The following is a 22627-nucleotide window of genomic DNA, read 5'->3' as shown; positions in this document are numbered from 1 at the left end:
AGCACACGGGAAACGCCCGGCGTTCTGTTGCGGGCGGTGTGGATGTGGCGCTGACGTTCTTCTTCAACGCGCTGCTGTACAAGGTCCATTGAATCAGCCATCAGTGGATCTCCTGCGCTTCATTCTGAATGTTTTCAGCCGCAATACGCAGCAGCTCCGCCGCTTCAACGTGATTAAGCTGGCGTGACGTTATATGGCAAGCCAGGCTATCAAGACGGGCTGCCATTGCCGCGGCACGTGCACGGCGTTCTTCCATGCGTGCATCAGTCAGCATCTGATTAAGGCCAGCATCATCTGGTCCTGTTTTGGTGATTCGGGTTTCAATATTTCGCATTGTTGTTTCTCCTGAATTTGGGCAATAAGATGCCCGGCGGGTTTACGCCTTTAATTTCGATTGTGGATTAATTCGGCATGGCTAGCCGATTTGGAAATAAACTCACCACTGTACGGAAATGGTTCATTGCTTTAATCAGCTCCCGCTTTTCGTCAGTCGTCAGTTCACTAACATTGACGCTATGACGTTCCGCCGGAATCTTTGCCATAAAGAATATTGCGGCTAATGCGCGTTTATTCTGCTCATGGTTAATATCCCGTTGGTCCCGCATATCGCTAATAAAGCGCTCCAGTTCTGAATCAATATTTAAGCCAAACACTTTCGCCCTTAATTCCGCGATGTGGTTTAACCCATTAAGACGGAGGCCCGCGCTTAACGGAACAGTCGCAGCATCGCCTTCAATAGCCATGGTTTCCCCTGCTTTTTAGTGGACAGCTCAGCCAGCAACGCATCCTGAGAGCGGCACGGATGCCAGCGCTTGCCATCCTTCCCCATAATCCAGCCATGACCGCAGTGCATTGCAGGACTTTGCTTAACAAGCAGTGATGCAAAAGATGGTTCTTTAGTCAGCATAACCACCTCAGATCAGACCGAACGAAGCGCCGAGGCCCGTCACGGTATCTACTGCGCTTGCCATCGCCGGATTCGCCTGCAAACGCGCATGTAATGAAACTGCGGTGAGTGCCATCAGGCGCGTGACAGAGTTGATGCTGTTGATAACATCGCGGCGGCCCGCACTGGTTTTTACATCACCGGATACTGCGCCTGCAGCTACTCGCCCAATTTCCGCAGTTGCACTCATGACGTAATGCGGCAGGTTCTCTTTTGCCACTTCATTCAATGGCACACACGGCAGGCAATGGATTTGAGCCAGAAAACCGTCAACCAGCGTTGAGTCTTCTGTGATATCAGTCAGCAGCCAGATCTCCGGCGGCGTAAGTTGATGCGGTTGCTCCGGGTTTAGCTTGTTGCGCAGCGTCTGGACATTCATGCCAGCGCGTTCTGCCAACTTCGCCATGTTATGACGTAAGGCAAAGGCACGGCAGGCATCATCGAAATGCGGGTGTTTGGAAACTCGATAGTCAAACATAGCAAGAAACTCCGATGTATCTCAAAATGGAACTAACTAATAGCGACATTGCAATCAGAAAGCGCATCAACCGTCAGCGCGACGATATTAATCATCACTTTCTCGCGCTTCTTGTCCTTACGCAGACGGTGGCGAGGCAAACGACCATCAGCGAGCATGTCGTTAATGGTGTCTACAGGCAGTCCTGTTAGCTCGCTATAGCGTTCAATTGTGACGTGCGGTGTATTCAGAGTGATTGAAATGTTAGGGGTCATGATGCAACATCTCCTATTGGCTTGTGGTGAGCCGGTAGTAATCGTGACAAGTCCCCAAATGGGAACGAAATTGATACTAGGATCGCATAAGAGATATGTCAACATCAAAGTACCCAAATGAGATCAAAATAAATCCCAATCAGGGTGGCAAGGCTGCGATTGAGCGATTGGTCGAGGCATATGGGTTTACGACACGGCAGGCCCTTGCAGACCACTTAGAAGTGTCAAAAAGCACTTTGGCTAATAGATACATGCGAGATACCTTTCCCGCAGATTGGATAATTCAGTGTGCCCTCGAAACAGGCACTTCACTCAATTGGTTAACCACCGGGCAAGGCCTTAAACTAAGTTCTCAAACAGCAACCACCGAAGAGCTCGTGAAGTTTCGTCTGGTTGCGGGAAAAATGGTTGAAGATGGCTCATATGTTTTTGACGCGTCATTTCTTCCTGCGAAGCTTTCTGCCCCGATTGTTGTTCTCGACGGACCTACTACATACATCTGTGAGCAAAAATTTACAGAAGTGCTTGATGGGCACTGGTTGATCAACATTGATGGAACTTATTCCATCAGACTCATCACCAGATTGCCTAAGGGCATGATTAAAATTTCCACTACAGATAATAGTTTTGAATGTGCTTTTGCAGATATAGAAGTGATCGCATATGTAAGAAGCACAACTGTTTCAAATTGATATGGTAAAAGGATTTTGAAATGGATTTATTTATTATAGTAGTACTCTTATTAGCATTGCTCTCTCCCATTTTATCCGTTGTACTTTTCAAGAAAAGTAAAAAATATCGAGAGGAAATGAGTGTTTTAGCCTCCAGTAATAAAACTCTTGGAGGTGAATTAGGTGAAACACAGGAAAAATTAGCCCAGGCTATACGCGAACACGCAGAACTTGAAGGGAAAGCAGCTCCCTTATGGCAGTATCAAGAATTGCATAATGCAGTCCTAAATGCTGAGAAGAAGATAAAAACTGCTGACGCCATAGCCAAAGAAAAGATAGAAGAAGCTCAAAAAAAAGCTGCAAGAGCAGTGAACGAAGCCCACCACCAGGCTGAATTAACAATAAGCAATGCCAATAGCGAAGCTGTCGCTATCACCCAAGATGCTCGTGATGCCCGCTTGAAAGCCAAAGAACGACTCGATAACGCGAATAGTAAAGCGGATGAACTGATCTCTAATGCAAATGATAATGCGATGAAAATAATCGCAGATGCTGAGATACGTGCAAAAGAAATTGCGGGGTCCGCATATGAAGCAAAAGAGTTCGCAGAGACCTATCAGGCTGTAGCCAAGTCAATGAAAAATAAAATTGAAGGGTACGGTGATGAATGGATAGTTCCAAACCGAAGTGTTTTGGACGAACTGGCAGAGAATTATGAATTTACGGATGCCGGGAAAGAGCTGCAAAAAGCCAGGGAGTTAACCAAGTCTCTTATCAAAACAAGCAAAGCTGCAAGCTGTGAATATGTCGAACCGAACAGACGAAACACCGCAATCAATTTTGTACTAGATGCTTTTAATGGGAAGGTTGATAGCACCCTTTCGAAAATTAAGCATAACAATTACGGTAAACTATCCCAAGAAATAAAAGATGCATTTGAGCTTGTGAATTTTAACGGTTCAGCCTTTAGGTCCGCTAAGATCACCGATATTTACTTGCAGGCTCGACTCAACGAGCTTAAATGGGGGGTTGCTGTAAATGAAATTATGCTCGAGGAAAAAGAAGAACAAAGACGAATCAAAGAGCAGTTACGTGAAGAAGAAAAAGCACGTCGCGAGTATGAAAAAGCGATAAAAGAAGCTGAAAAAGAAGAAAAAGCAATTCAACAGGCCATTGATAAAGCGACTAAAGAACTGATGCTTGCTGGCGAAGAACAACGTATAGCCCTCGAACAGAAACTGGCTGAGCTACAAATTAAATACGAAGAAGCTGAAGCAAAAAACCAAAGAGCTATCTCGATGGCGCAGCAAACACGCTCTGGTCACGTATATGTGATCAGTAACATAGGCTCCTTTGGAGAAAACGTTTATAAGATTGGGATGACGCGCAGACTTGAACCGCTCGATCGCGTCCGTGAGTTGGGTGATGCCAGCGTACCTTTCTCATTCGATGTGCATGCAATGATCTACAGTGATGATGCACCATCACTCGAAAATCATCTCCACAAAGTGTTTAACGATAAGCAAGTGAACAAAGTTAACTCACGCAAAGAGTTCTTCAATGTTGGTATAAAAGACATCAAATCTACGATTCAAGAAATGAGTATTGATGCGCATTGGACGATGTTTGCAGAGGCTAAAGAATATCGTGAGTCACTAGCCCTAACTGAAAAAATCCTTACTGATAAAATCCCCGAAGATGAACTGATCGTTGCTTAGCTAAGGAGAGTTTGTAATGAAATTTAAAGCTAATTCCATTAGAACATTAGATCGTTTTTTGAAATGTTGTGGTGGTCAAGAAAATATAACATTAGGTATCAAATTAGATGATTTAGGACCTGAAAAGCTAGTTGAAATTGGTTTTGGCGTTTCGCCAGAAGAAGGCCTATCGATAATACCAAGTGTTATTGGTAAGTTTACTAGTTTCAATGCTAACGGAAAGGAAATCCTACGACCTGATTTGCCAAAAGAACAATACAGCGTTTCATATACAAGCACTACATACGACTGGCATAGAAATCCTCATTATGGGATGCGCACACGAACAGCTATGCGGATAGCAAGAGAGCATATTCCAGCTCCTGCGATAATGATCTCTGTTGCTAAAACAAAAAATGGGACATACATAACTTCACCTTTACTAAATTTATCCGAAGAAAATTCAGAGTTAAACATCCACATTATAAACTTAATGCTCGAATGTTTCGATGAGATAGAAATTTTAGATACAGAAAAAGAACCATTAATAACAACAAAATTCAAAAAAGTGTTATGGACTGTATTACCTAAAGGGAAATACCCATGGGACGAAATTTCGAAAATAATAGTTTCTAACACCCAAAAAACTTCAGCATCAGATAGCGATAGAGAGGTCATTGAATCCAGACTCAAGTTAATCAATGTCTACAAACCTGATTTCATTGCTACTGGTCATGCGGGATTCAACGGATATTTTATCTTTGGTTTTGAAAGTAAAAATATATACGTACTTGAAAGCATTTTTCTTGATAACGCAACTTACATTTTTAAAAAAGATTGGGAAATATTATCCCAATTAACTAAAGCAGAGATCATTAATGGTGACCTTGAATATGAGCGTATCGTTCATAATAAAGTTTGGAAGCGAGCAATAGGTGACCGCTTATCAAAGGCCTTAAGAACTTAAGTAGATGATGTTTGAATTTATGAAATTCATACATTGACCACTGTTCAAACATACAGTTAAATTTAGCCCTCAAACATGAGGGCTTTTTTATGGCAGTACGAAAACTCGACACAGGTAAATGGATATGCGAATGCTACCCCGCAGGGCGCAGCGGGCGGCGTGTGCGTAAACAGTTCGCCACCAAAGGTGAAGCATTGGCTTTTGAACGCCACACTATGGATGAGACGGAGGCGAAACCCTGGCTAGGTGAATCGGTAGACCGTCGGACGTTGAAAGACATCGTTGAACTCTGGTTCAAACTGCACGGCAAATCCCTTACCGCTGGCGAGCATGTTTACGACAAGCTACTCTTGATGGTCGATGCCCTCGGAAATCCTCTCGCTACAGATCTCAGTTCCAAATTGTTCGCACATTACCGTGATAAACGCCTAACGGGTGAAATTTACTTTAGCAACAAGTGGAAAAAAGGTGCCAGCCCGGTAACTATCAACCTTGAGCAAAGCTATCTTAGCGGCGTTTTTAGCGAACTGGCCCGACTAGGTGAATGGACAGCGCCGAACCCGCTGGAGAACATGCGCAAATTCACCATTGCAGAAAAGGAGATGGCCTGGCTGACGCATGAACAAATTACTGAGCTTTTGTACGACTGCAACCGCCAAAGTCCCCTACTCGCACTGGTCGTTAAAATCTGTTTGAGCACCGGAGCACGCTGGCGCGAAGCAGTGAACCTCACCCGCTCTCAAGTCACAAAATATCGAATCACTTTCGTCAGGACCAAAGGCAAAAAGAACCGTAGCATTCCGATCAGCAAAGAGCTGTATGAGGAAATCATTGCCCTTGACGGCTTCAGGTTCTTTACCGACTGCTATTTCCAGTTTTTATCTGTGATGGATAAGACCTCTATCGTGCTGCCACGCGGGCAGCTTACCCACGTTCTGCGCCACACATTCGCTGCTCACTTTATGATGTCAGGTGGAAACATCCTCGCCTTGCAGAAAATCCTAGGTCATCACGACATTAAAATGACTATGCGCTATGCTCATCTGGCACCAGATCATCTTGAAACTGCCCTGCGCTTCAACCCGTTGGCTACGCTGCCAAGTGGCGACAAAGTGGCGGCAGCAGTTGACAATGCTCCGTAGTCGTCACTTCTCACCACTAAACTAACTTATTGATTATTATGCAACTCGTTGTTTTAATTAACCCATTTACATAAATGGGTTTTTTGTTGCCTGAAATTTGCGCTCATCGCCTTCCACCTCTGAAACTCCTCCCAAATTTGCAGCATGCCGGTTATGGCACATACTTTAAAACGGTGCTTTATCGGGGATGGGGGTTAGTCATGTTGCTTACTGGAAAAGTCGCAGTAATTTTTGGTGGCAGCGGGGCTATTGGTAGTGCGGTTGCGCAGGCCATGGCGCGCGAAGGAGCCCATATATGTCTGGGCGCTCGCAGCCAGGAAAAACTTGATCGGACGGCCAGTATTATCGGAACGGCAGGTGGTACAGTCGAAACCTTTATCACCGATGTACTCGACGAGCACAACGCATCGAAGGAAGTTACCCGCCTTGCGCAGCAAACCGGTGGAATAGATGTGGTGGTTAACGCAACGGGATTTATGCACGAACAGGGCAAACACATTAACGCATTATCCCTCTCTGAGTTTATGAGCGGCATCACCCCTTTCCTCTCGGCGCAGTTCAATATCGCTAAAGCCGTAACGCCGCACATGGGCGGCAATCGTGCGGGCGTCATTCTCAGCGTTGTTGCCCCCGCAGCTCCGATGGCGATGCCTGGTCATCTGGGTCATATTGTTGGTTGTGCAGGAACAGAGGCTTTTATTAAAGCGCTCGCCAGCGAGGTAGGACCGGCAAATATCCGGGTCGTCGGCGTGCGCTCGCATGCGATTGTGGATGCTGTTGCAGCTGGCTCCTATACCGGAGAAATTTTCTCCGCTAAAGCACAGTCAATGGGTTTAACCGTCGATCAATGGTTAGGGGGTGCGGCGCAAAGTACCATGCTCGCGCGCCTGCCTACGCTTGCACAAATCGCTGAGGTCATGACCTTTCTCTCTTCAGATCATGCCAGCGCCATGACCGCGACGGTGGTGAATATTACCGGAGGCGCTACGCACAGCTGACTGTCGCGGGTATCCCTGCAATACGCTCCACCATCAGCAAGATATCTTCTCGCTGCAGCGGTTTTTTGTCCGTTACAAAATGCAGCGTCATTCCTTCAATAAACGCATCCAGCGCCCGCGCAGTAACCGGATCAAACCACTGCTCCAGCGTTTGTTGGCTGCGTAGCATCCAGTTCTGCATCACCGTTTTCAACGCTGGTTTACGGCTGGCGAAAGCATACAGCTGATACATGAGCTCCATATTATCAGGCGTTGTGACCTGAGAGCCGTAAATCATATCGGTAATGGCATGGCAAGCCTGCGACGCATCCTTAACATCGGCAAAAAAGTCCTGATACTGCAGCATCATCCTGTCAGTAAAACGGCCAAATGCCTCCATCAAAAGCTCATCGATTCCCGAAAAGTAATAGGTCATAGAACCCAGTGGTACCTCGGCAATCATAGCGATTTTACGGTGTGTAACCCCATGAATACCATGGGCTATTACTGCATCCAGAGTCGCCTGAACTATTTTTTCCCGCCGCTGCGGATCGTTTGCACGTCGCACTACATTTCCTCTTCTTGCATTTGTGTACAAATGTACACAGTCTTGCTAATGTTGTCTCCTTCCCTCTTTTCTTTGGCTCGAATTCATGACTGGCATCTCATCACGCAAAGCCTTAAGACGTCGCACCTGGGCGCTGTTCACGTTCTTCTTTTTACCAGGATTATTAATGGCCTCCTGGGCAACGCGTACCCCTGCCATCAGAGATATCCTCTCCATCTCCACTGCCGAAATGGGTGCGGTGTTGTTTGGGCTCTCTATTGGTTCGATGAGTGGCATACTTTGTTCGGCCTGGCTGGTGAAACGATTTGGCACGCGTAAGGTGATCCGCACCACCATGTCTTGTGCCGTTCTCGGAATGGCGATCCTCAGCGTAGCGCTCTGGCTACATTCCGCATGGCTTTTCGCGTTTGGCCTGAGCGTATTTGGCGCCAGCTTTGGCGCGGCAGAAGTTGCCATCAACGTCGAAGGTGCGGCAGTTGAGCGCGAAATGAACAAAACCGTGCTGCCGATGATGCACGGTTTTTACAGCCTGGGAACGTTGGCAGGTGCTGGAGTTGGAATGATGCTTACCGCCTTCAGCGTCCCGGCTACCGCGCATATTCTTTTGGCTGCAATGGTTGCTATCACACCTATTTTCATCGCCATCAAAGCTATTCCTGACGGCACGGGCAAAAATGCCGCTGACGGTTCTCACTCCGGTGAAAAAGGACTGCCTTTTTATCGTGATATCCAGCTATTGCTGATCGGCGTTGTAGTGCTGGCGATGGCATTTGCTGAAGGTTCCGCCAACGACTGGCTTCCACTGTTAATGGTGGACGGACATGGATTTAGCCCGACATCAGGCTCGCTGATTTATGCCGGTTTCACGCTGGGTATGACCGTTGGGCGATTTACCGGCGGCTGGTTCATCGACCGTTACAGCCGCGTTGCGGTGGTGCGCGCCAGTGCGCTGATGGGCGCTCTCGGGATTAGCCTGATTATTTTTGTCGACAGCTCCTGGGTGGCGGGTGTGTCCGTTATTCTGTGGGGACTCGGCGCATCGCTCGGCTTCCCGCTGACCATTTCAGCCGCCAGCGACACCGGCCCCGATGCCCCAACCCGCGTCAGCGTCGTGGCGACCACCGGTTACCTGGCGTTCCTTGTTGGACCGCCGCTGCTAGGCTATCTGGGTGAACACTATGGCCTGCGCAGCGCTATGTTAGTGGTGCTGGCGCTGGTGCTTGTCGCCGCCGTCGTCGCGAAAGCGGTAGCGAAACCGGATCTCAAAAATACCACGGTGATGGAGAACAGCTAATGAGTATCAAACTAATTGCGGTCGACATGGACGGCACATTTTTAAGCGACCAAAAAACCTATAACCGTGAGCGCTTTATGGCGCAATATCGCCAGATGAAAGAACAAGGGATCCGCTTTGTAGTCGCCAGCGGCAACCAATATTATCAGTTGATTTCCTTTTTCCCCGAACTGGCCAATGAAATCTCATTTGTCGCCGAAAACGGCGGTTGGGTGGTCAGTGAAGGAGAAGATGTCTTTAACGGCGAACTGGCTAAAGACGATTTCCATGCCATCGTAGAGCATCTGCTGACCCGCGCCGATATCGACATTATTGCCTGTGGTAAAAACAGCGCCTATACGTTGAAACAGTACAGCGATGAGCATAAGAACGTTTCCGCCATGTATTATCATCGTCTTGAATTTGTAGATAATTTTGACAACCTCAACGATGTTTTCTTCAAGTTCGGGCTGAATATTTCCGACGACCGAATTCCACAGGTACAGGCCGATCTCCACGAGGCGATTGGCGATATTATGGTACCAGTGCATACCGGCTACGGCAGCATCGACTTAATAATTCCCGGCGTGCATAAAGCTAACGGCCTGCGCCTGCTGCAACAACGCTGGAATATTAACGACAATGAAGTTGTTGTATTTGGCGATGGCGGAAATGATATTGAGATGCTGCGCCAGGCAGGATTTAGTTTTGCAATGGCCAACGCCCATGAGCCGGTGATCGAGGCGGCAAAATATCGCGCAGGCTCGAACAACGAAGAGGGCGTTCTGGATATTATTGACCGCGTGTTAAGGAATGAAGCACCGTTTACGCATTAACGGCTCAGCACAGACGGCAACAAAATGATGGCATGATCTATTCATAATCCGCCTCAAATTAACCCGCTGGATTATTACTTCCAGTGAATATTTCAGGCGAGCGGATCATGAAGAAAAGTGTACTAATGGCGACATTGTTGCTGGGCTTTGCGGGGACAACATTTGCACAGAGCGTTACCGTTGATGTCCCCAGCGGTTATAAAGTGGTGGTAGTGCCCTCTTCCGTCAGCGTCCCGCAGGCGGTCAGCGTAACTACCGCACCACAAACGGTATATGTTGCTCCAGCGCCTGCTCCGGCCCCTGTCTATCGCGCACATCCTTATGCGCGACATGTGGCAAGCGTCGGTGAAGGGATGGTTATCGAACATCAGATTGACGACCACCACTAAGTTGTCGCCAGGCCCAGACAACCGTAATACTGGTCAGTTAAGATCTTTGGTGAGCGGTAGGCCGGATAAGGCGTTTACGCCGCCATCCGGCAATTTGCTACAGGCCGCCGGATGGCGCTTCGCTTATCCGGCCTACAGCGTGATTCTATTATCAACATAATGATGAATTTATCGGCGTCATTATGCTTATCTGCGCTGGATTGTGGAAATCCGGACCTTAACCTTCCCGGGAATTCCCTACCCGTTTATCTTTCAGGAAGATAACCATCAGAATCAGCCACAGTACGCCGCTTGCCAGATTGAACAGGCTGAACAAGCCGTTCCCTCCCAGCAGATACGCGTGTTTGCTCAACTCAATACCGACGGTAAAAATCAGCATCTGCAACATACCCATTGCGGCAGAAACGGTACCCTTACTCATTTCGCTGGCAAACAGCGTCAGGCGCACCAGCCCCGCATTCGCCACGCCAATGCCAAACGCATAGATACTCAAACCTGCCGTCATCCATAGATATGCATGAGATGACACTACCGTGGCCGCAGCAGCAATAATCAGGCCAACGGCGATTGGCCAGCCGCCCATGATAATTAGCGAACGCACGGTTTTTCGCGAAGTCAGACGCGCCAGCACCAGGTTACCGGCAATCAACGCGCCAAAAATCGGTACCTGCAACAGACCATATTCGTAGCTGCTGAGATGTTCACCACTGATGATAATAATCGGGGACTGCGCAATCCACGCCAGTAACGGCAGGCTGACAAAACCCAACGCCAGTGCGCCTGCAACGAAGCGCACGTTCTTCAGCACCAGATTATAATCCTTGCCCAGCTCTTTAATGGACAGCTTTTCACCAAGCCGGGTTGCCGTTTCCGGCATCGCGCGTTGCAGACCAAAAAAGGAGATGGCCGCCAGAGCAGCAAACAGGATAAACATCCCTTCCCACGGCAGAACATGTACCCAGGCTGCGCCTACCAACGGACCCAGCAGTGGCGCAATCAGCGCCACGTTTGCCATCAGCGCGGTAATTTTTATGCAGACCGCTTCTTCAAAGGATTCCTGAATGGCGGCGTAACCCACCGCACCAATAAAGCACAGGCTTATCCCCTGCAAAAAACGCAGGAAGGTAAATTGCTCAATATTCTGTGCAAGCAGGGTCGCAAGACAAGTAACGATGAACCAGATCACACCGGTTAACATTACCGGACGACGACCAATACGGTCCGACAGCGGTCCTAACAACCACTGCAAAAACATGCCGCCTGCCAGATAGGCGGTCATGGACGTAGGTACCCAATCTAATCCGGCGTTATATTGCGCCACCACCGCCAACATTCCGGGCTGGATCATATCGTTGCCGATATAAGTGGAGAATTCGTAAAGCACCAGACAGAGCGGGAAAAGTAATGCCTGACGCCCCAAACGGACGCCTGAAGATAAACGGTTCTGCATGCAATCTCTTAACTATAGAAAAATCGCGCAAAGTGTAATAAATGCGCCGTACTGGTGATAGTGAATTATGTGATTTGAAAGCAAAATGCGCACATTTTTACACTCATTTGCTCAAGAACATTTTGCTTTAAGGTTAATTTAAGTTGAGACCGCTATCATGCTCAATAAGTCTCATTAATTGTCTTAAAAATCGTCATTTAACAGGCAAATAAGACAAGACCGCTTTTTATCCCGTGGAAGCAATTTTATGCTCTCCCCAAATGGGTCTTTTTAACGATTACACTGAGTCTGGACGTTATGCTGGAAAATCTGAACAATTCGCTTTTTTACTTGATCAATGCAACACCCGACTCTGCGCAATGGGCAATTTCGCTCGCCATTTTCATTGCCAAAGATCTGATCAGCATTGTGCCGCTGTTAGCCGTTGTGCTCTGGCTTTGGGGACCTCGTGGTCAGGTTACGCTCCAGCGCCAGTTGGTCATCAAAATGGCGATTGCGCTCATCGTCGGGCTGACGATTTCTTGGCTGATGGGGCATCTTTTCCCCCACGATCGTCCGTTCGTTAACCACATCGGCTATAACTTCCTGCACCATGCGGCAGATGACTCTTTCCCGAGCGACCACGGTACGGTTATCTTTACCTTTGCTCTGGCCTTCCTGTTCTGGCATCGCTTGTGGACGGGTGCTCTGCTGATGGTTGTCGCCGTGGCGATTGCCTGGTCACGAGTTTACCTTGGCGTTCACTGGCCGCTGGATATGCTGGGCGGATTACTGGCCGGGTTGATCGGTTGCCTGAGCGCCCAGATGATCTGGCAACGGTTCGGCACAAGCTTGTACCTCGGCTTGCAGACGTGCTATCGCACCTGCTTCGCTCTCCCCATCCGTAAAGGTTGGGTACGTGACTAACCCGCGGTAAAAAGAGTAGTATTAAGCGCGAAACTGAGCACTTATTCTATTCTCCAGGGGAACTATGGAAACTCGACGCGACGAGCGTATTGGTCAATTACTGCAGGCGCTGAAACGCAGCGATAAATTACACCTCAAAGAAGCCGCGACGTTGCTGGGCGTATCTGAGATGACCATTCGTCGCGACCTGAATAATCATGATGCTCCCGTCGTGCTGCTCGGGGGCTATATTGTTCTGGAACCCCGCAGCGCTAACCACTATTTAATCAGCGATCAAAAATCCCGTCTGGTTGATGAAAAGCGTCGTGCTGCCCAGCAGGCGGCGAGTCTCGTGCAGGCGCATCAGACCATCTTTTTCGATTGCGGTACGACCACGCCGTGGATCATTGAAGCGATCGACAATGAACTGCCCTTCACTGCAATCTGCTACTCGTTGAATACGTTTCTGGTGCTGCAGGAAAAACCGCAGTGCCGCGTCATTCTGTGTGGTGGCGAATTCCATGCCAGTAACGCGATTTTTAAACCGCTTGATTTCCAGGAAACGCTGAACAACCTCTGTCCGGATATCGCCTTTTATTCCGCGGCAGGTGTTCACATCGAAAAAGGCGCGACCTGTTTTAATCTGGAAGAACTGCCGGTGAAGCACTGGGCAATGTCGATGGCGCAGCATCACGTGCTGGTGGTCGATCACAGCAAGTTTGGCAAGGTGCGACCTGCGAGGATGGGGGAATTAAAACGCTTTGATACCATCATCAGCGACAGCCGTCCTGACGAGGCATTTGTTGAGTACGCTAAAACACAACGTATCACGCTGAAGTACTAACAGATACTGCCGGACGGCGATTGCGCCATCCGGCAATAGATAAGATTAAGAGAACCAACCACCAAACCACTGGTGGAATTTCATCATCACAAAGTCCCACATGCGGCTAAAGAAACCACCCTCTTCCACATCTTCCATCACCATCAACGGACGCTGCTCAATGGATTTTCCGTTCAACTGGAAGTCGATAGTGCCCACAACCTGACCTTTCTTCAGCGGTGCAGTTAGCTGTGGTTCAGTCAGGGTAAAGCTGGCCTTCAGGTTTTTGAGCTGTCCACGCGGAATGGTCACAGAACCCCCTTCTCCGGCGCCCAAATTCACTTCACTCTTATCGCCAAACCAGACGCGCTGGGTGACGAAAGTCGCGTCCGGCTTGATCGGCGTAACGGTTTCAAAGAAGCGGAAACCCCAGGTCAGCAGTTTTTCTGACTCATTGAAACGAATGCGGTCGGTTTTTGCTCCTAGCACCACGGAGATCAGGCGCATATCGCCCTGGGTCGCGGAGGCCACCAGGTTGTATCCCGCCCCGGCAGTGGTCCCGGTTTTCATACCGTCCACGTTCAGGTTGGTGCTCCACAACAGACGGTTGCGGTTCGGCTGGCGGATTTTATTGAAGGTAAATTCTTTCTCTTTGTGAATAGCGTACTCTTCCGGCACATCGTGGATTAACGCCTTCCCGAGCAACGCCATATCACGTGCGGTACTGAACTGTCCTGCCGCATCCAGGCCGTGTACCGTCTGGAAAGTCGTGTTGGTCAGCCCCAGTTTTTTCGCATAGCCGTTCATCAGGCCAATGAAGGATTCCTGGCTGCCGGCAACGTAATCAGCAAGTGCAATACAGGCATCGTTACCTGACTGAATGATAACGCCTTTATTCAGATCGGACACCGCAACCTGATCGCCGGGCTTGAGGAACATGACCGACGAACCGCGCAGGGCTGGATTACCGGTCGCCCAGGCGTCTTTGCCCACGGTGACCATGTCGTTGAGGTTAATTTTTCCGGCCTTCAGCGCCTGCCCAACCACATAGCTGGTCATGATTTTGGTCAGACTGGCAGGATCCAGTTTCTCATCAGCATTACCTTCCGCCAGCACCTTACCACTGGCGTAATCCATCAGAATCCACGCACGCGCGTCCACGCTCGGCGGGGCCGTCGGTTGCTCCGCCGCCTGTACGGTCGGCGCCAAAAGGATTAAGAGTGCGGAACCTGCAGCAAAGCTGCGAAGTGAAGAGAAGTATTGCGTCATAAATGCCACCCGAGTATCCATTCCAAAAAACCACGTCATACCACACCGTGTTTACACAAAACCGGCCAAGCGACCTCGACCAACCCATGCAGAAAAAGTCTGATGGATGACGTGTAAAATAAGTGCGGTGAGTAATAACGCACTAACGAGCTTAAAGAAACCGTAAGTTGGTAAAGTTTTTAAAGTTTATGCAATAACGCCGCGCTGCGCTGCTCCTGGCACGATTTTTTTAGACTTTGTTGCGTAAATATTAGGTTTACCCCACCATGTGAGCTAGTCAGATGGCATCTGCAGCCATAAAGCTGCTCAATTAATTTGCGGGGTTACTATGATTACACTGTGGGGTCGCAATAACTCGACCAACGTAAAAAAAGTATTGTGGACGCTCGAGGAACTGGAACTGCCGTATAACCAAATTCTGGCGGGCGGGCAGCATGGCGGTAACCGCGATGCCGACTATCTGGCACTGAACCCGAACGGACTGGTCCCGCTGCTACGCGATGATGAAACAGACGTTGTCCTGTGGGAATCCAATACCATTGTCCGCTATCTGGCCGCTCAGTACGGACAAAAACGTTTGTGGATTGACGCCCCGGCCGCGCGCGCAGTCGGTGAAAAATGGATGGACTGGGCAAATCAGACGCTAAGCCCTGCGCATCGGGTTATCTTATTTGGTCTGGTCAGAACACCTGCCGATCAGCGCGATATGGCGGCCATTGAGGCAAGTAAGCAAGTTTGCGATAACCTGTTTGCCATTCTGGATAACGCGCTGGCAGACCAGCCATGGTTCTCCGGGGCTGAATTTGGCACGGCGGATATCGCTGTTGCACCGTTCATCTATAACCTGTTCAACGTTGGTCTGAGCTGGACCCCGCGCCCGCATCTGGAACGCTGGTATCAACAACTGACCGAGCGCCCGGCGTTTCAAAAAATCGTGATGATCCCGGTCAGCTAACCAAATCAGGGACTCACTTTCAGTAATTCCCCGTCGGACTCGTCGGTTAACACGTACAAATAACCGTCTGGTCCGACGCGCACATCACGGATCCGCTGCCCCCTTTCCTGCAACAGACGACCATCCTCAGTGACCGTATTCCCTTTAACGCTCAGCACGATCACTTCTGTATCTTTCAACGCGCCGATGAACAACTTCTGCCTCCACTGCGGGAAGGTATCGCTATTGTAAAAAGCCATTCCACTAACCGCCGGCGACTTTTCCCAGTAAAAGATGGGTTGTTCCGTGCCAGCAACAATTTGACCTTTTGCTTCGGGAATTTTCAAACCACTGTAGTTAACACCCCAGGTCGCGATAGGCCAGCCGTAGTTTTTCCCTTTCTCGGGGATATTGATTTCATCGCCTCCGCGTGGACCATGCTCATTGAGCCACAACACATCACTCCACGGATTCATCGCCATACCCTGCGGGTTGCGGATGCCATACGACCAAATCTCTGCCCGCGCTCCTGCCATGTTCACAAACGGATTATCCGGCGGAATTTTTCCCTCGTCGGTCAGTCGGACTAATTTACCCTGCAATTTATCCAGGTCCTGGGCGGTAGCGCGTTGATTATTCTCCCCAAGGCCAATAAACAGATAACCGTTACCATCAAATACCAGACGTCCACCAAAATGGTTTCCGGTGGAAAGCTTTGGCTGTTGGCGAAAAACGGTCTGAAATCCTTGCAGATGTTTGAGATCGTCACTCAATCGCCCGTAGCCTACCGCAGTGCCCGCTTTGCCTTCGCGGTCGGCTTCAGCGAAGCTTAGCCATACCCGGCGAGATTGTGCAAAATCCGGTGCTAACGCCACATCAAGCAGTCCTCCCTGACCATTTGCCCAAACTTTGGGTACGCCGGTCAGTGGGTCGGAAAGCCCTTTATCAGGCTGCCAGAGTCGAAGCTGTCCACCTTTGAGTGTAATGAGCATACCGCGGTTATCGGGTAAAAAAGCCAGTGACCATGGGTGATCGAGTTTAGTTTGCAGCACTTCCACTTTTACCGCGGCGGCATAAGTGGAAAATAGCGCAAGTGGAATAGCACAGAGAAAGAGTCGACGCATAACACCTCCTTAATGGCTCTGCATAAAGCGTAGCCAGCAAGGGGAATTATCCCGCTACATTTACATAACCTTGACGAAAAGGGGGAGCGCCCTCCCCCTGATTCAGACGTGTTCCAGCGTTGGATAAGATTGCAAACACTGGATGCTCAGCGTCAGCGTTGTCAGGCAGTTTTCCAGTTTCTCTGCGTTAACGGCGATAAACGTTGGACAATCGTGATGTCCACTCATAAGACAAACAGCGGCGGCGGCTAACGCCCCTTCAGCACGATGAAGGGCATTCCACTCTTCCTGATCAAGATGCATACCGTGAAGCTGTGATTGCTCGTGCAATTCGCGATTCAGTGCAAAAAAAACATCACGCAGGCGATCGCTCTCGCTAACTGACATGTAGCCTTTCGCTTTTCTCAACTGCAGATAAGCGGCAAGTTCGATACGGGCGTTTATCAATTTGTTGAGAAGATCGGTTCTCAGTCTGTCAACAACCATACTTTGTTCCTCCTCTTTCCAACTATGGTGCAACTTAATAGTATGGTTGTTTTTTGAACAAATAGATGTCCTACATCAATAAAGCCCAATTGATTAACATAATTTACAATGTTACAACTTCATTCTGTACGCTTATCGAAGGCGCTCTGTGTCTGACTCGCCTGACTTTTTTTGCTATACCTGATGTGGTTACTGCCATGGTGTTGATGATGAGGGGTCTATGTCGAAAGCAAATGATGCAGAAAAAATACGCACACTATCAAAAATAGATCTCAATCTGCTGACCATTTTCTGTTTGATCTATAGCGTGGGTAGCATTTCCAGAGTCGCTGACATGCTGAACATCTCACCTTCCGCCGTCAGCCAGTCATTAAGAAAACTGCGCGAAATGATGGGTGATAATCTTTTTGTCCGTAGCGGGAATGCACTGTTACCGACGGTCTATTCTGATGAACTGTATGATAATACAATCCCAATTATCGATAAGCTGTCAACGCTGATGCCGCTTTCCACGCCTGCCACCAAAAAAAGGTTAACGCTTTATACGGAATCTTTTATTTCCCCTATCGTTATTCCAGATGTCACCGCCAGAATAATCGAGACTGACGCCGATATCAGCCTCCTGCACCTTACCGCCGACCTGAATGAACAGAGTATTATTGAACTGCTGAATATGCGTCAGGCAGATGCCGTTTTTTCTACCTTTTCTGTAGAGTCAGCAAGTCTTTCATGCCAGAAAATATGCGATATGCGCCTGGTGCTGGCGGCCTCGCAGAATAATTCTTTATATGGTAACACCATCAGTGAAGCGCAATTCAGAAACGCTAACCTGGTCGGTTACAATACTAAGAATGAGAAAATCATTTATCATCGCAGTATTGTGGATAAAAAATTTAGAACCGGAGAACGCTGCCTGCTTACCTCATCGTTTACGGCGATTCTGACGATTGTGTCCAATACCCATTGTTTAGGGGTGATCCCGGAAAAGGTATTTGAAACACACGCTCAGCTGTATGGACTAAAAAAAATAAACACTCCGTTTCCCTTGCCACAATTTAGCGTGTTTGCCTCATCGCGCAAAGAAAGTAATACCCATAAAATCCTCTCACCTATTCTGGCTGATTTGCAAACAGCCTCCCTGTTATGAAAACCAGAGAGGCTGAGCGTTAGAAATACTGGCTACACGCGTATTTTTGCTATGCGCCAGATATGGTCGGCATATTCCTGAACCGTTCTGTCCGACGAGAAATACCCCATGTTAGCAATATTATGCATGGTTTTTGTCGTCCACTCCCGGGGAGTACGATACAACTCGTCCACCGCATCCTGACAATCTACATAGCTGCGATAATCTGCCAATACCTGATAGTAGTCGCCGAAGTTAATCAATGAATCCAACACGTCTCTATAACGCCCTGGCTCCTGCGGACTGAACACCCCTGTACCGATTTGCGTCAGCACCTGATGAAGTTCCTCATCCTTTTCAAAGATGTGCCTCGGGTCATAGCCATCACGTCGCAGAGTTTCAACCTGATTAGCCGTATTGCCAAAGATAAAGATGTTATCTTCCCCAACGTATTCGCGCATTTCGATATTCGCACCGTCGAGCGTACCGATAGTGAGCGCACCATTCATACCGAATTTCATATTGCTGGTCCCGGAGGCTTCCGTCCCGGCCAGGGAAATTTGCTCTGACAGATCGGCTGCCGGAATAATTAGCTGAGCGAGACTGACGCTGTAATCCGGAATAAATACTACTTTCAGTTTTCCGCCAATCAGCGGATCGTTATTGACTAACTGCGCCACATCGTTAATCAAGCGAATAATTTGTTTTGCCATGTGATAAGAGGAGGCCGCTTTTCCGGCAAAGATATTCACTCGCGGTACCCAGTTGGCATCCGGCGCGGCTTTAATCCGGTTATAGCGTGTAATAACGTGGAGCACATTCATGAGTTGCCGCTTGTACTCGTGGATGCGTTTCACCTGCACATCAAACAGCGCATCAGGATTCACCACCACGCCATAGTGGGTGGCAATATGGTGCGCCAGCCGCTGCTTATTTTCACGTTTCGCACGATGCACAGCCTCATTCACCGACGGATAATCTATAAACTGCTTCAGCTCGCCCAACTGCATTAATTTAGTCCGCCAGCTGTCACCGATATTTTCGTCCAGCACTTTGGCAAGCGGTGGATTCGCCAGCGCCAGCCAACGACGCGCAGTCACACCATTGGTTACGTTGGTGAAACGCAAGGGAAATATACGCGCGAAGTCTGCAAACAGTGATTCGGTCATCAGTTTTGAATGCAATGCCGACACGCCGTTTACCTTATGACTGACAACTACCGCCAGCCAGGCCATACGCACCACACGACCATTGGACTCATCAATTAACGACACACGTTTCAGTAGATCGCTGTCATTACGATAACGTTCCTGTAATGTCTTCAGAAAACGATCGTTAATCTCAAAAATAATCTGCAAATGGCGCGGCAAAATTCGACTTAGCATTTCTACTGGCCAGGTCTCCAGCGCCTCACTCATCAACGTATGGTTGGTATAAGAAAAAATCTGACAGGTCACGTCAAACGCGTTATCCCAGCTAAACTGATGATGATCAACCAATAAACGCATCAACTCAGGGATCGCCAGTACCGGATGCGTATCATTAAGGTGAATCGCAATTTTATCGGCCAGATTGTCGTATGTTTTGTGCAACTGATAATGACGACTCAGAATATCCTGGATCGTCGCCGAGGCCAGGAAATAGGCCTGGCGTAAACGCAATTCACGCCCCGCATCGGTGGAATCATCAGGGTACAAAACCCGCGAGATACGATCGAAGTGGTATTTGTTTTCCACTTCAGTAGCAAAGTCGGCCTGCTGATTCAGTTTGCCCGCATTAACTTCGCTATTCACCTGCACGTTCCACAAGCGTAACGTATTAGTCGTGTCCGTCGCATAACCTGGAATAATTTGATCATGTGCCACGGCCAGAATATCCTCGGTTTCAAGCCAGCGGGTTTTATTCCCTTCCTGTTGAACACGCCCGCCAAAACGTACTTTATAATGCGTATTATGACGTTTGAACTCCCAGGGATTACCGTATTCCAGCCAATAATCGAGCGACTCTTTTTGTACACCGTTAACGATATTTTGTTTGAACATACCGTAGTTATAACGAATACCGTATCCACATCCCGGCAACCCAAGCGTCGCCAGTGAATCAAGGAAGCAGGCCGCCAGACGACCGAGACCTCCATTACCTAACCCGGGATCGTTTTCTTCGTCAATCAGTTCTTCCAGTTCAAGCCCCATTGCCTCCAGCGCGCTTCTGACTTCGTCATAAATACCTAAAGAGAGCAATGCATTGGATAGCGTACGACCAATTAAAAATTCCATCGACAGATAATATACCTGGCGCGCATCCTGAGAGAATTGCGCCCGATTAGAACGGTGCCAGCGCTCGACCATCCGATCGCGTACCGCATATAACGTCGCATTAAGCCACTCCCGTTTCGTGGCGATTGCGGGATCTTTGCCAATAGTGAATAAAAGTTTATTAGCAATATCATCTCTAAGTTTATCAACATCAGAGTCCGTGGCGACCGGAAGTGGCGAAATATACATATTAACGTTACCTTTCAAATTTTGTAGGATGGTAATAGACAGGTGAATTATTTAAAGTTTGGGTACGTGAGCGTTAGCTTTTTGTCGAATATTTTCATGACTGGCGATAAACGTTAATTCTGTCATTAATACATGCCAACTTAAGCCTGTGGCAAGTGAGATATAATATAAACTCACACCATTAGCATAAAGAGTTTTAGCCATTTCAAGTTTCGACTTCAAAACAATATCTTTCAAATTTAACCTCATTAGTAACGCTCGACGAGATAAAATTTACGATAATGAGTGTCTATAGCCAAGAAGCGGCACTTAAAGCCGGAATTAGACTCACTAAACACCTTTCACTAACCGATCTACTCTTTATAGGTATCGCTCTTTATTCTCTCCGTCTTATGCTGATCAGATATAGATGTACCGTGAAGGCATCTGTATAATCCCCCGATTACGAGCAATGTACAGTATAAGAAAATGGCAAAAATTGGTTTTATATCACTAGGTTGTCCGAAAAACCTCGTCGATTCTGAGCGCATCCTGACCGAACTTCGTACCGAAGGCTATGATGTTGTGCCAAGCTACGACGACGCGGATATGGTTATCGTTAATACCTGCGGCTTTATCGACAGTGCGGTTCAGGAGTCCCTGGAAGCAATTGGCGAAGCGCTGAACGAGAACGGTAAGGTGATCGTCACCGGCTGTCTGGGCGCGAAAGTCGATCAGATCCGTGAAGTCCACCCGAAGGTACTGCAAATCACCGGGCCGCATAGCTATGAACAGGTTCTGGAGCACGTTCACCACTATGTGCCAAAACCAAAACACAACCCGTTCCAGAGTCTGGTTCCTGAGCAGGGCGTCAAGCTGACTCCTCGCCATTACGCCTATCTGAAGATTTCCGAGGGCTGTAACCACCGCTGCACGTTCTGCATTATTCCCTCCATGCGCGGCGATCTGGTGAGCCGTCCGATTGGCGACGTCCTTAGCGAAGCCAAGCGTCTGGTCGATGCGGGCGTGAAAGAGATTCTGGTAATCTCTCAGGATACCTCTGCGTACGGTGTAGATGTGAAGCATCGTACCGGTTTCCATAACGGCGAGCCGGTCAAAACCAGCATGGTTGATCTGTGCGAACAGTTATCAAAACTGGGGATCTGGACGCGTCTGCATTACGTCTACCCCTACCCGCACGTTGATGATGTGATCCCGCTGATGGCGGAAGGCAAAATCCTGCCGTATCTGGACATCCCGTTACAGCATGCCAGCCCGCGTATTCTTAAACTGATGAAACGCCCGGGCTCCGTGGACAGACAGCTGGCGCGCATCAAGCAGTGGCGTGAAATCTGCCCTGAACTGACGTTGCGATCCACTTTCATTGTTGGTTTCCCGGGTGAAACGGAAGAAGACTTCCAGATGTTGCTCGACTTCCTGAAGGAAGCGCGTCTGGATCGCGTGGGCTGCTTTAAATACAGCCCGGTAGAAGGCGCTGGCGCTAATGACCTGCCGGATCAAATCCCGGAAGAGGTGAAAGAAGAACGCTGGAACCGCTTTATGCAATTGCAGCAGCAGATCTCTGCTGAACGTTTGCAAGAGAAAGTGGGCCGCGAGATTCTGGTTATCGTTGATGAAGTTGACGAAGAAGGCGCAATTGGTCGTAGCATGGCTGATGCTCCAGAAATCGACGGCGCGGTATACCTGAATGGTGAAACCAAGGTGAAACCTGGCGATATCATCCGCGTGAAGGTCGAAAACGCAGATGAATACGATCTGTGGGGCACCCGCGTTTAATTAGCGTAACCCAACGTAGGCCGGATAAGGCATTTATGCCGCATCCGGCAAT

General features: G+C 48.7%; 25 protein-coding genes and 1 pseudogene. 13 read left to right on the top strand and 13 right to left on the bottom strand.

Translation table 11 applies throughout. The features are described from left to right. The 6 genes and pseudogenes from OGY10_RS09865 to OGY10_RS09840 form a co-directional block, all read right to left on the bottom strand. Positions 1-101, bottom strand: a pseudogene (locus OGY10_RS09865) (TraR/DksA family transcriptional regulator); the annotation flags it as partial. Next, complete coding sequence (locus OGY10_RS09860; RefSeq protein WP_001244238.1) at positions 101-334, bottom strand: DUF2732 family protein; 234 nt, start codon at positions 332-334, stop codon at positions 101-103. The pseudogene OGY10_RS09865 and the gene OGY10_RS09860, both read right to left, overlap by 1 nt. A gap of 67 nt (positions 335-401) precedes the next feature. Continuing rightward, entirely contained in the window at positions 402-743 is a 342-nt protein-coding gene (locus OGY10_RS09855; RefSeq protein WP_000963480.1) for a DUF5347 family protein, read from the bottom strand. Further along, positions 707-907 (bottom strand): phage filamentation protein Fil family protein, encoded by a 201-nt coding sequence (locus tag OGY10_RS09850; protein WP_000956168.1) that lies wholly within the window; start codon positions 905-907, stop codon positions 707-709. The genes OGY10_RS09855 and OGY10_RS09850 overlap by 37 nt, the downstream gene beginning before the upstream one ends. A 7-nt stretch (positions 908-914) precedes the next feature. Continuing rightward, positions 915-1424: a phage regulatory CII family protein gene (locus tag OGY10_RS09845; RefSeq protein WP_286576681.1), complete on the bottom strand. Its 510-nt coding sequence runs from the start codon at positions 1422-1424 to the stop codon at positions 915-917. A gap of 32 nt (positions 1425-1456) precedes the next feature. Further along, complete coding sequence (locus OGY10_RS09840; protein WP_004201303.1) at positions 1457-1678, bottom strand: regulator for prophage; 222 nt, start codon at positions 1676-1678, stop codon at positions 1457-1459. A 95-nt stretch (positions 1679-1773) separates the two neighbouring features. On the opposite strand from OGY10_RS09840, the gene OGY10_RS09835 reads away from it, so the two are divergent. The 5 genes from OGY10_RS09835 (at position 1774) to OGY10_RS09810 (ending at position 7153) form a co-directional block, all read left to right on the top strand. Continuing rightward, on the top strand, positions 1774-2370 hold the full coding sequence (locus OGY10_RS09835) for a phage repressor protein CI (protein ID WP_087052922.1): 597 nt from the start codon (positions 1774-1776) through the stop codon (positions 2368-2370). A gap of 20 nt (positions 2371-2390) precedes the next feature. Then, positions 2391-4067 carry an SNIPE associated domain-containing protein gene (locus tag OGY10_RS09830; RefSeq protein ID WP_124038722.1) on the top strand — a complete coding sequence of 559 codons (1677 nt, stop codon included), beginning with the start codon at positions 2391-2393 and terminating at the stop codon, positions 4065-4067. Positions 4068-4083: 16 nt separating this feature from the next. Then, complete coding sequence (locus OGY10_RS09825) at positions 4084-5013, top strand: hypothetical protein (protein WP_137397199.1); 930 nt, start codon at positions 4084-4086, stop codon at positions 5011-5013. Between the two features lie 89 nt (positions 5014-5102). Beyond that, positions 5103-6155: a phage integrase gene (locus tag OGY10_RS23715; RefSeq protein WP_353655382.1), complete on the top strand. Its 1053-nt coding sequence runs from the start codon at positions 5103-5105 to the stop codon at positions 6153-6155. 200 nt (positions 6156-6355) lie between these two features. Beyond that, complete coding sequence (locus tag OGY10_RS09810; RefSeq protein WP_191226228.1) at positions 6356-7153, top strand: SDR family NAD(P)-dependent oxidoreductase; 798 nt, start codon at positions 6356-6358, stop codon at positions 7151-7153. Here OGY10_RS09810 and OGY10_RS09805 read toward each other — a convergent pair. Beyond that, positions 7140-7700, bottom strand: a complete 561-nt coding sequence (locus OGY10_RS09805; RefSeq protein WP_003831648.1) for a TetR/AcrR family transcriptional regulator — start codon at positions 7698-7700, stop codon at positions 7140-7142. The genes OGY10_RS09810 and OGY10_RS09805 overlap by 14 nt on opposite strands. Before the next feature lie 85 nt (positions 7701-7785). On the opposite strand from OGY10_RS09805, the gene OGY10_RS09800 reads away from it, so the two are divergent. From OGY10_RS09800 to OGY10_RS09790, 3 genes are all read left to right on the top strand, one after another. Further along, on the top strand, positions 7786-8994 hold the full coding sequence (locus OGY10_RS09800) for an MFS transporter (protein ID WP_008784238.1): 1209 nt from the start codon (positions 7786-7788) through the stop codon (positions 8992-8994). Beyond that, positions 8994-9809 (top strand): Cof-type HAD-IIB family hydrolase, encoded by an 816-nt coding sequence (locus OGY10_RS09795; protein WP_191226229.1) that lies wholly within the window; start codon positions 8994-8996, stop codon positions 9807-9809. Before OGY10_RS09800 ends, OGY10_RS09795 begins: the two co-directional genes overlap by 1 nt. A gap of 107 nt (positions 9810-9916) precedes the next feature. Next, positions 9917-10198, top strand: a complete 282-nt coding sequence (locus OGY10_RS09790; RefSeq protein WP_003831642.1) for a hypothetical protein — start codon at positions 9917-9919, stop codon at positions 10196-10198. A gap of 217 nt (positions 10199-10415) precedes the next feature. Here OGY10_RS09790 and OGY10_RS09785 read toward each other — a convergent pair whose 3' ends face one another. Further along, on the bottom strand, positions 10416-11648 hold the full coding sequence (locus OGY10_RS09785) for an MFS transporter (protein WP_191226230.1): 1233 nt from the start codon (positions 11646-11648) through the stop codon (positions 10416-10418). A 297-nt stretch (positions 11649-11945) separates the two neighbouring features. Between OGY10_RS09785 and ybjG the strand changes: the two genes are divergently transcribed. Together ybjG and deoR are read left to right on the top strand one after the other, a co-directional pair. Further along, positions 11946-12554 (top strand): undecaprenyl-diphosphate phosphatase, encoded by a 609-nt coding sequence (gene ybjG / locus OGY10_RS09780; RefSeq protein ID WP_060682487.1) that lies wholly within the window; start codon positions 11946-11948, stop codon positions 12552-12554. Between the two features lie 64 nt (positions 12555-12618). Continuing rightward, on the top strand, positions 12619-13377 hold the full coding sequence (gene deoR, locus OGY10_RS09775; RefSeq protein WP_008784233.1) for a DNA-binding transcriptional repressor DeoR: 759 nt from the start codon (positions 12619-12621) through the stop codon (positions 13375-13377). A 45-nt stretch (positions 13378-13422) separates the two neighbouring features. Here the strand turns inward: deoR and dacC are convergent, their stop codons facing one another. Next, positions 13423-14625 (bottom strand): serine-type D-Ala-D-Ala carboxypeptidase, encoded by a 1203-nt coding sequence (gene dacC / locus OGY10_RS09770; protein ID WP_020996521.1) that lies wholly within the window; start codon positions 14623-14625, stop codon positions 13423-13425. 328 nt (positions 14626-14953) lie between these two features. Between dacC and OGY10_RS09765 the strand changes: the two genes are divergently transcribed. Continuing rightward, complete coding sequence (locus OGY10_RS09765) at positions 14954-15580, top strand: glutathione S-transferase family protein (protein WP_003831628.1); 627 nt, start codon at positions 14954-14956, stop codon at positions 15578-15580. 5 nt (positions 15581-15585) lie between these two features. On the opposite strand, the gene OGY10_RS09760 is transcribed toward OGY10_RS09765, so the two are convergent. After that, positions 15586-16683, bottom strand: coding sequence for a PQQ-dependent sugar dehydrogenase (locus OGY10_RS09760; protein WP_191226231.1), 1098 nt, complete (start codon positions 16681-16683; stop codon positions 15586-15588). 102 nt (positions 16684-16785) lie between these two features. Then, positions 16786-17169: a biofilm formation regulator BssR gene (bssR, locus tag OGY10_RS09755; protein WP_048225978.1), complete on the bottom strand. Its 384-nt coding sequence runs from the start codon at positions 17167-17169 to the stop codon at positions 16786-16788. 220 nt (positions 17170-17389) lie between these two features. Here bssR and OGY10_RS09750 point away from each other — a divergent pair, with 220 nt between their 5' ends. Beyond that, a complete protein-coding gene (locus tag OGY10_RS09750; RefSeq protein WP_286576678.1) occupies positions 17390-18316 on the top strand; it encodes a LysR family transcriptional regulator in 927 nt (308 codons plus the stop codon). 32 nt (positions 18317-18348) lie between these two features. Here the strand turns inward: OGY10_RS09750 and glgP are convergent, their stop codons facing one another. Beyond that, complete coding sequence (gene glgP, locus OGY10_RS09745; RefSeq protein ID WP_057067352.1) at positions 18349-20799, bottom strand: glycogen phosphorylase; 2451 nt, start codon at positions 20797-20799, stop codon at positions 18349-18351. 51 nt (positions 20800-20850) lie between these two features. Then, positions 20851-21036, bottom strand: a complete 186-nt coding sequence (locus OGY10_RS09740; RefSeq protein ID WP_239497869.1) for a glycine cleavage system protein T — start codon at positions 21034-21036, stop codon at positions 20851-20853. Positions 21037-21267: 231 nt separating this feature from the next. Here OGY10_RS09740 and rimO point away from each other — a divergent pair, with 231 nt between their 5' ends. Continuing rightward, the gene (gene rimO / locus OGY10_RS09735; protein WP_286576677.1) at positions 21268-22575 is read left to right on the top strand and encodes a 30S ribosomal protein S12 methylthiotransferase RimO; all 1308 of its coding nucleotides are present in this window, start codon (positions 21268-21270) and stop codon (positions 22573-22575) included. Positions 22576-22627 lie beyond the last annotated feature (52 nt).

Source organism: Citrobacter sp. Cpo148 (genome assembly GCF_030332375.1).
Classification (GTDB): domain Bacteria; phylum Pseudomonadota; class Gammaproteobacteria; order Enterobacterales; family Enterobacteriaceae; genus Citrobacter; species Citrobacter portucalensis.
This window is presented reverse-complemented; position numbering and strand designations above follow the sequence as displayed.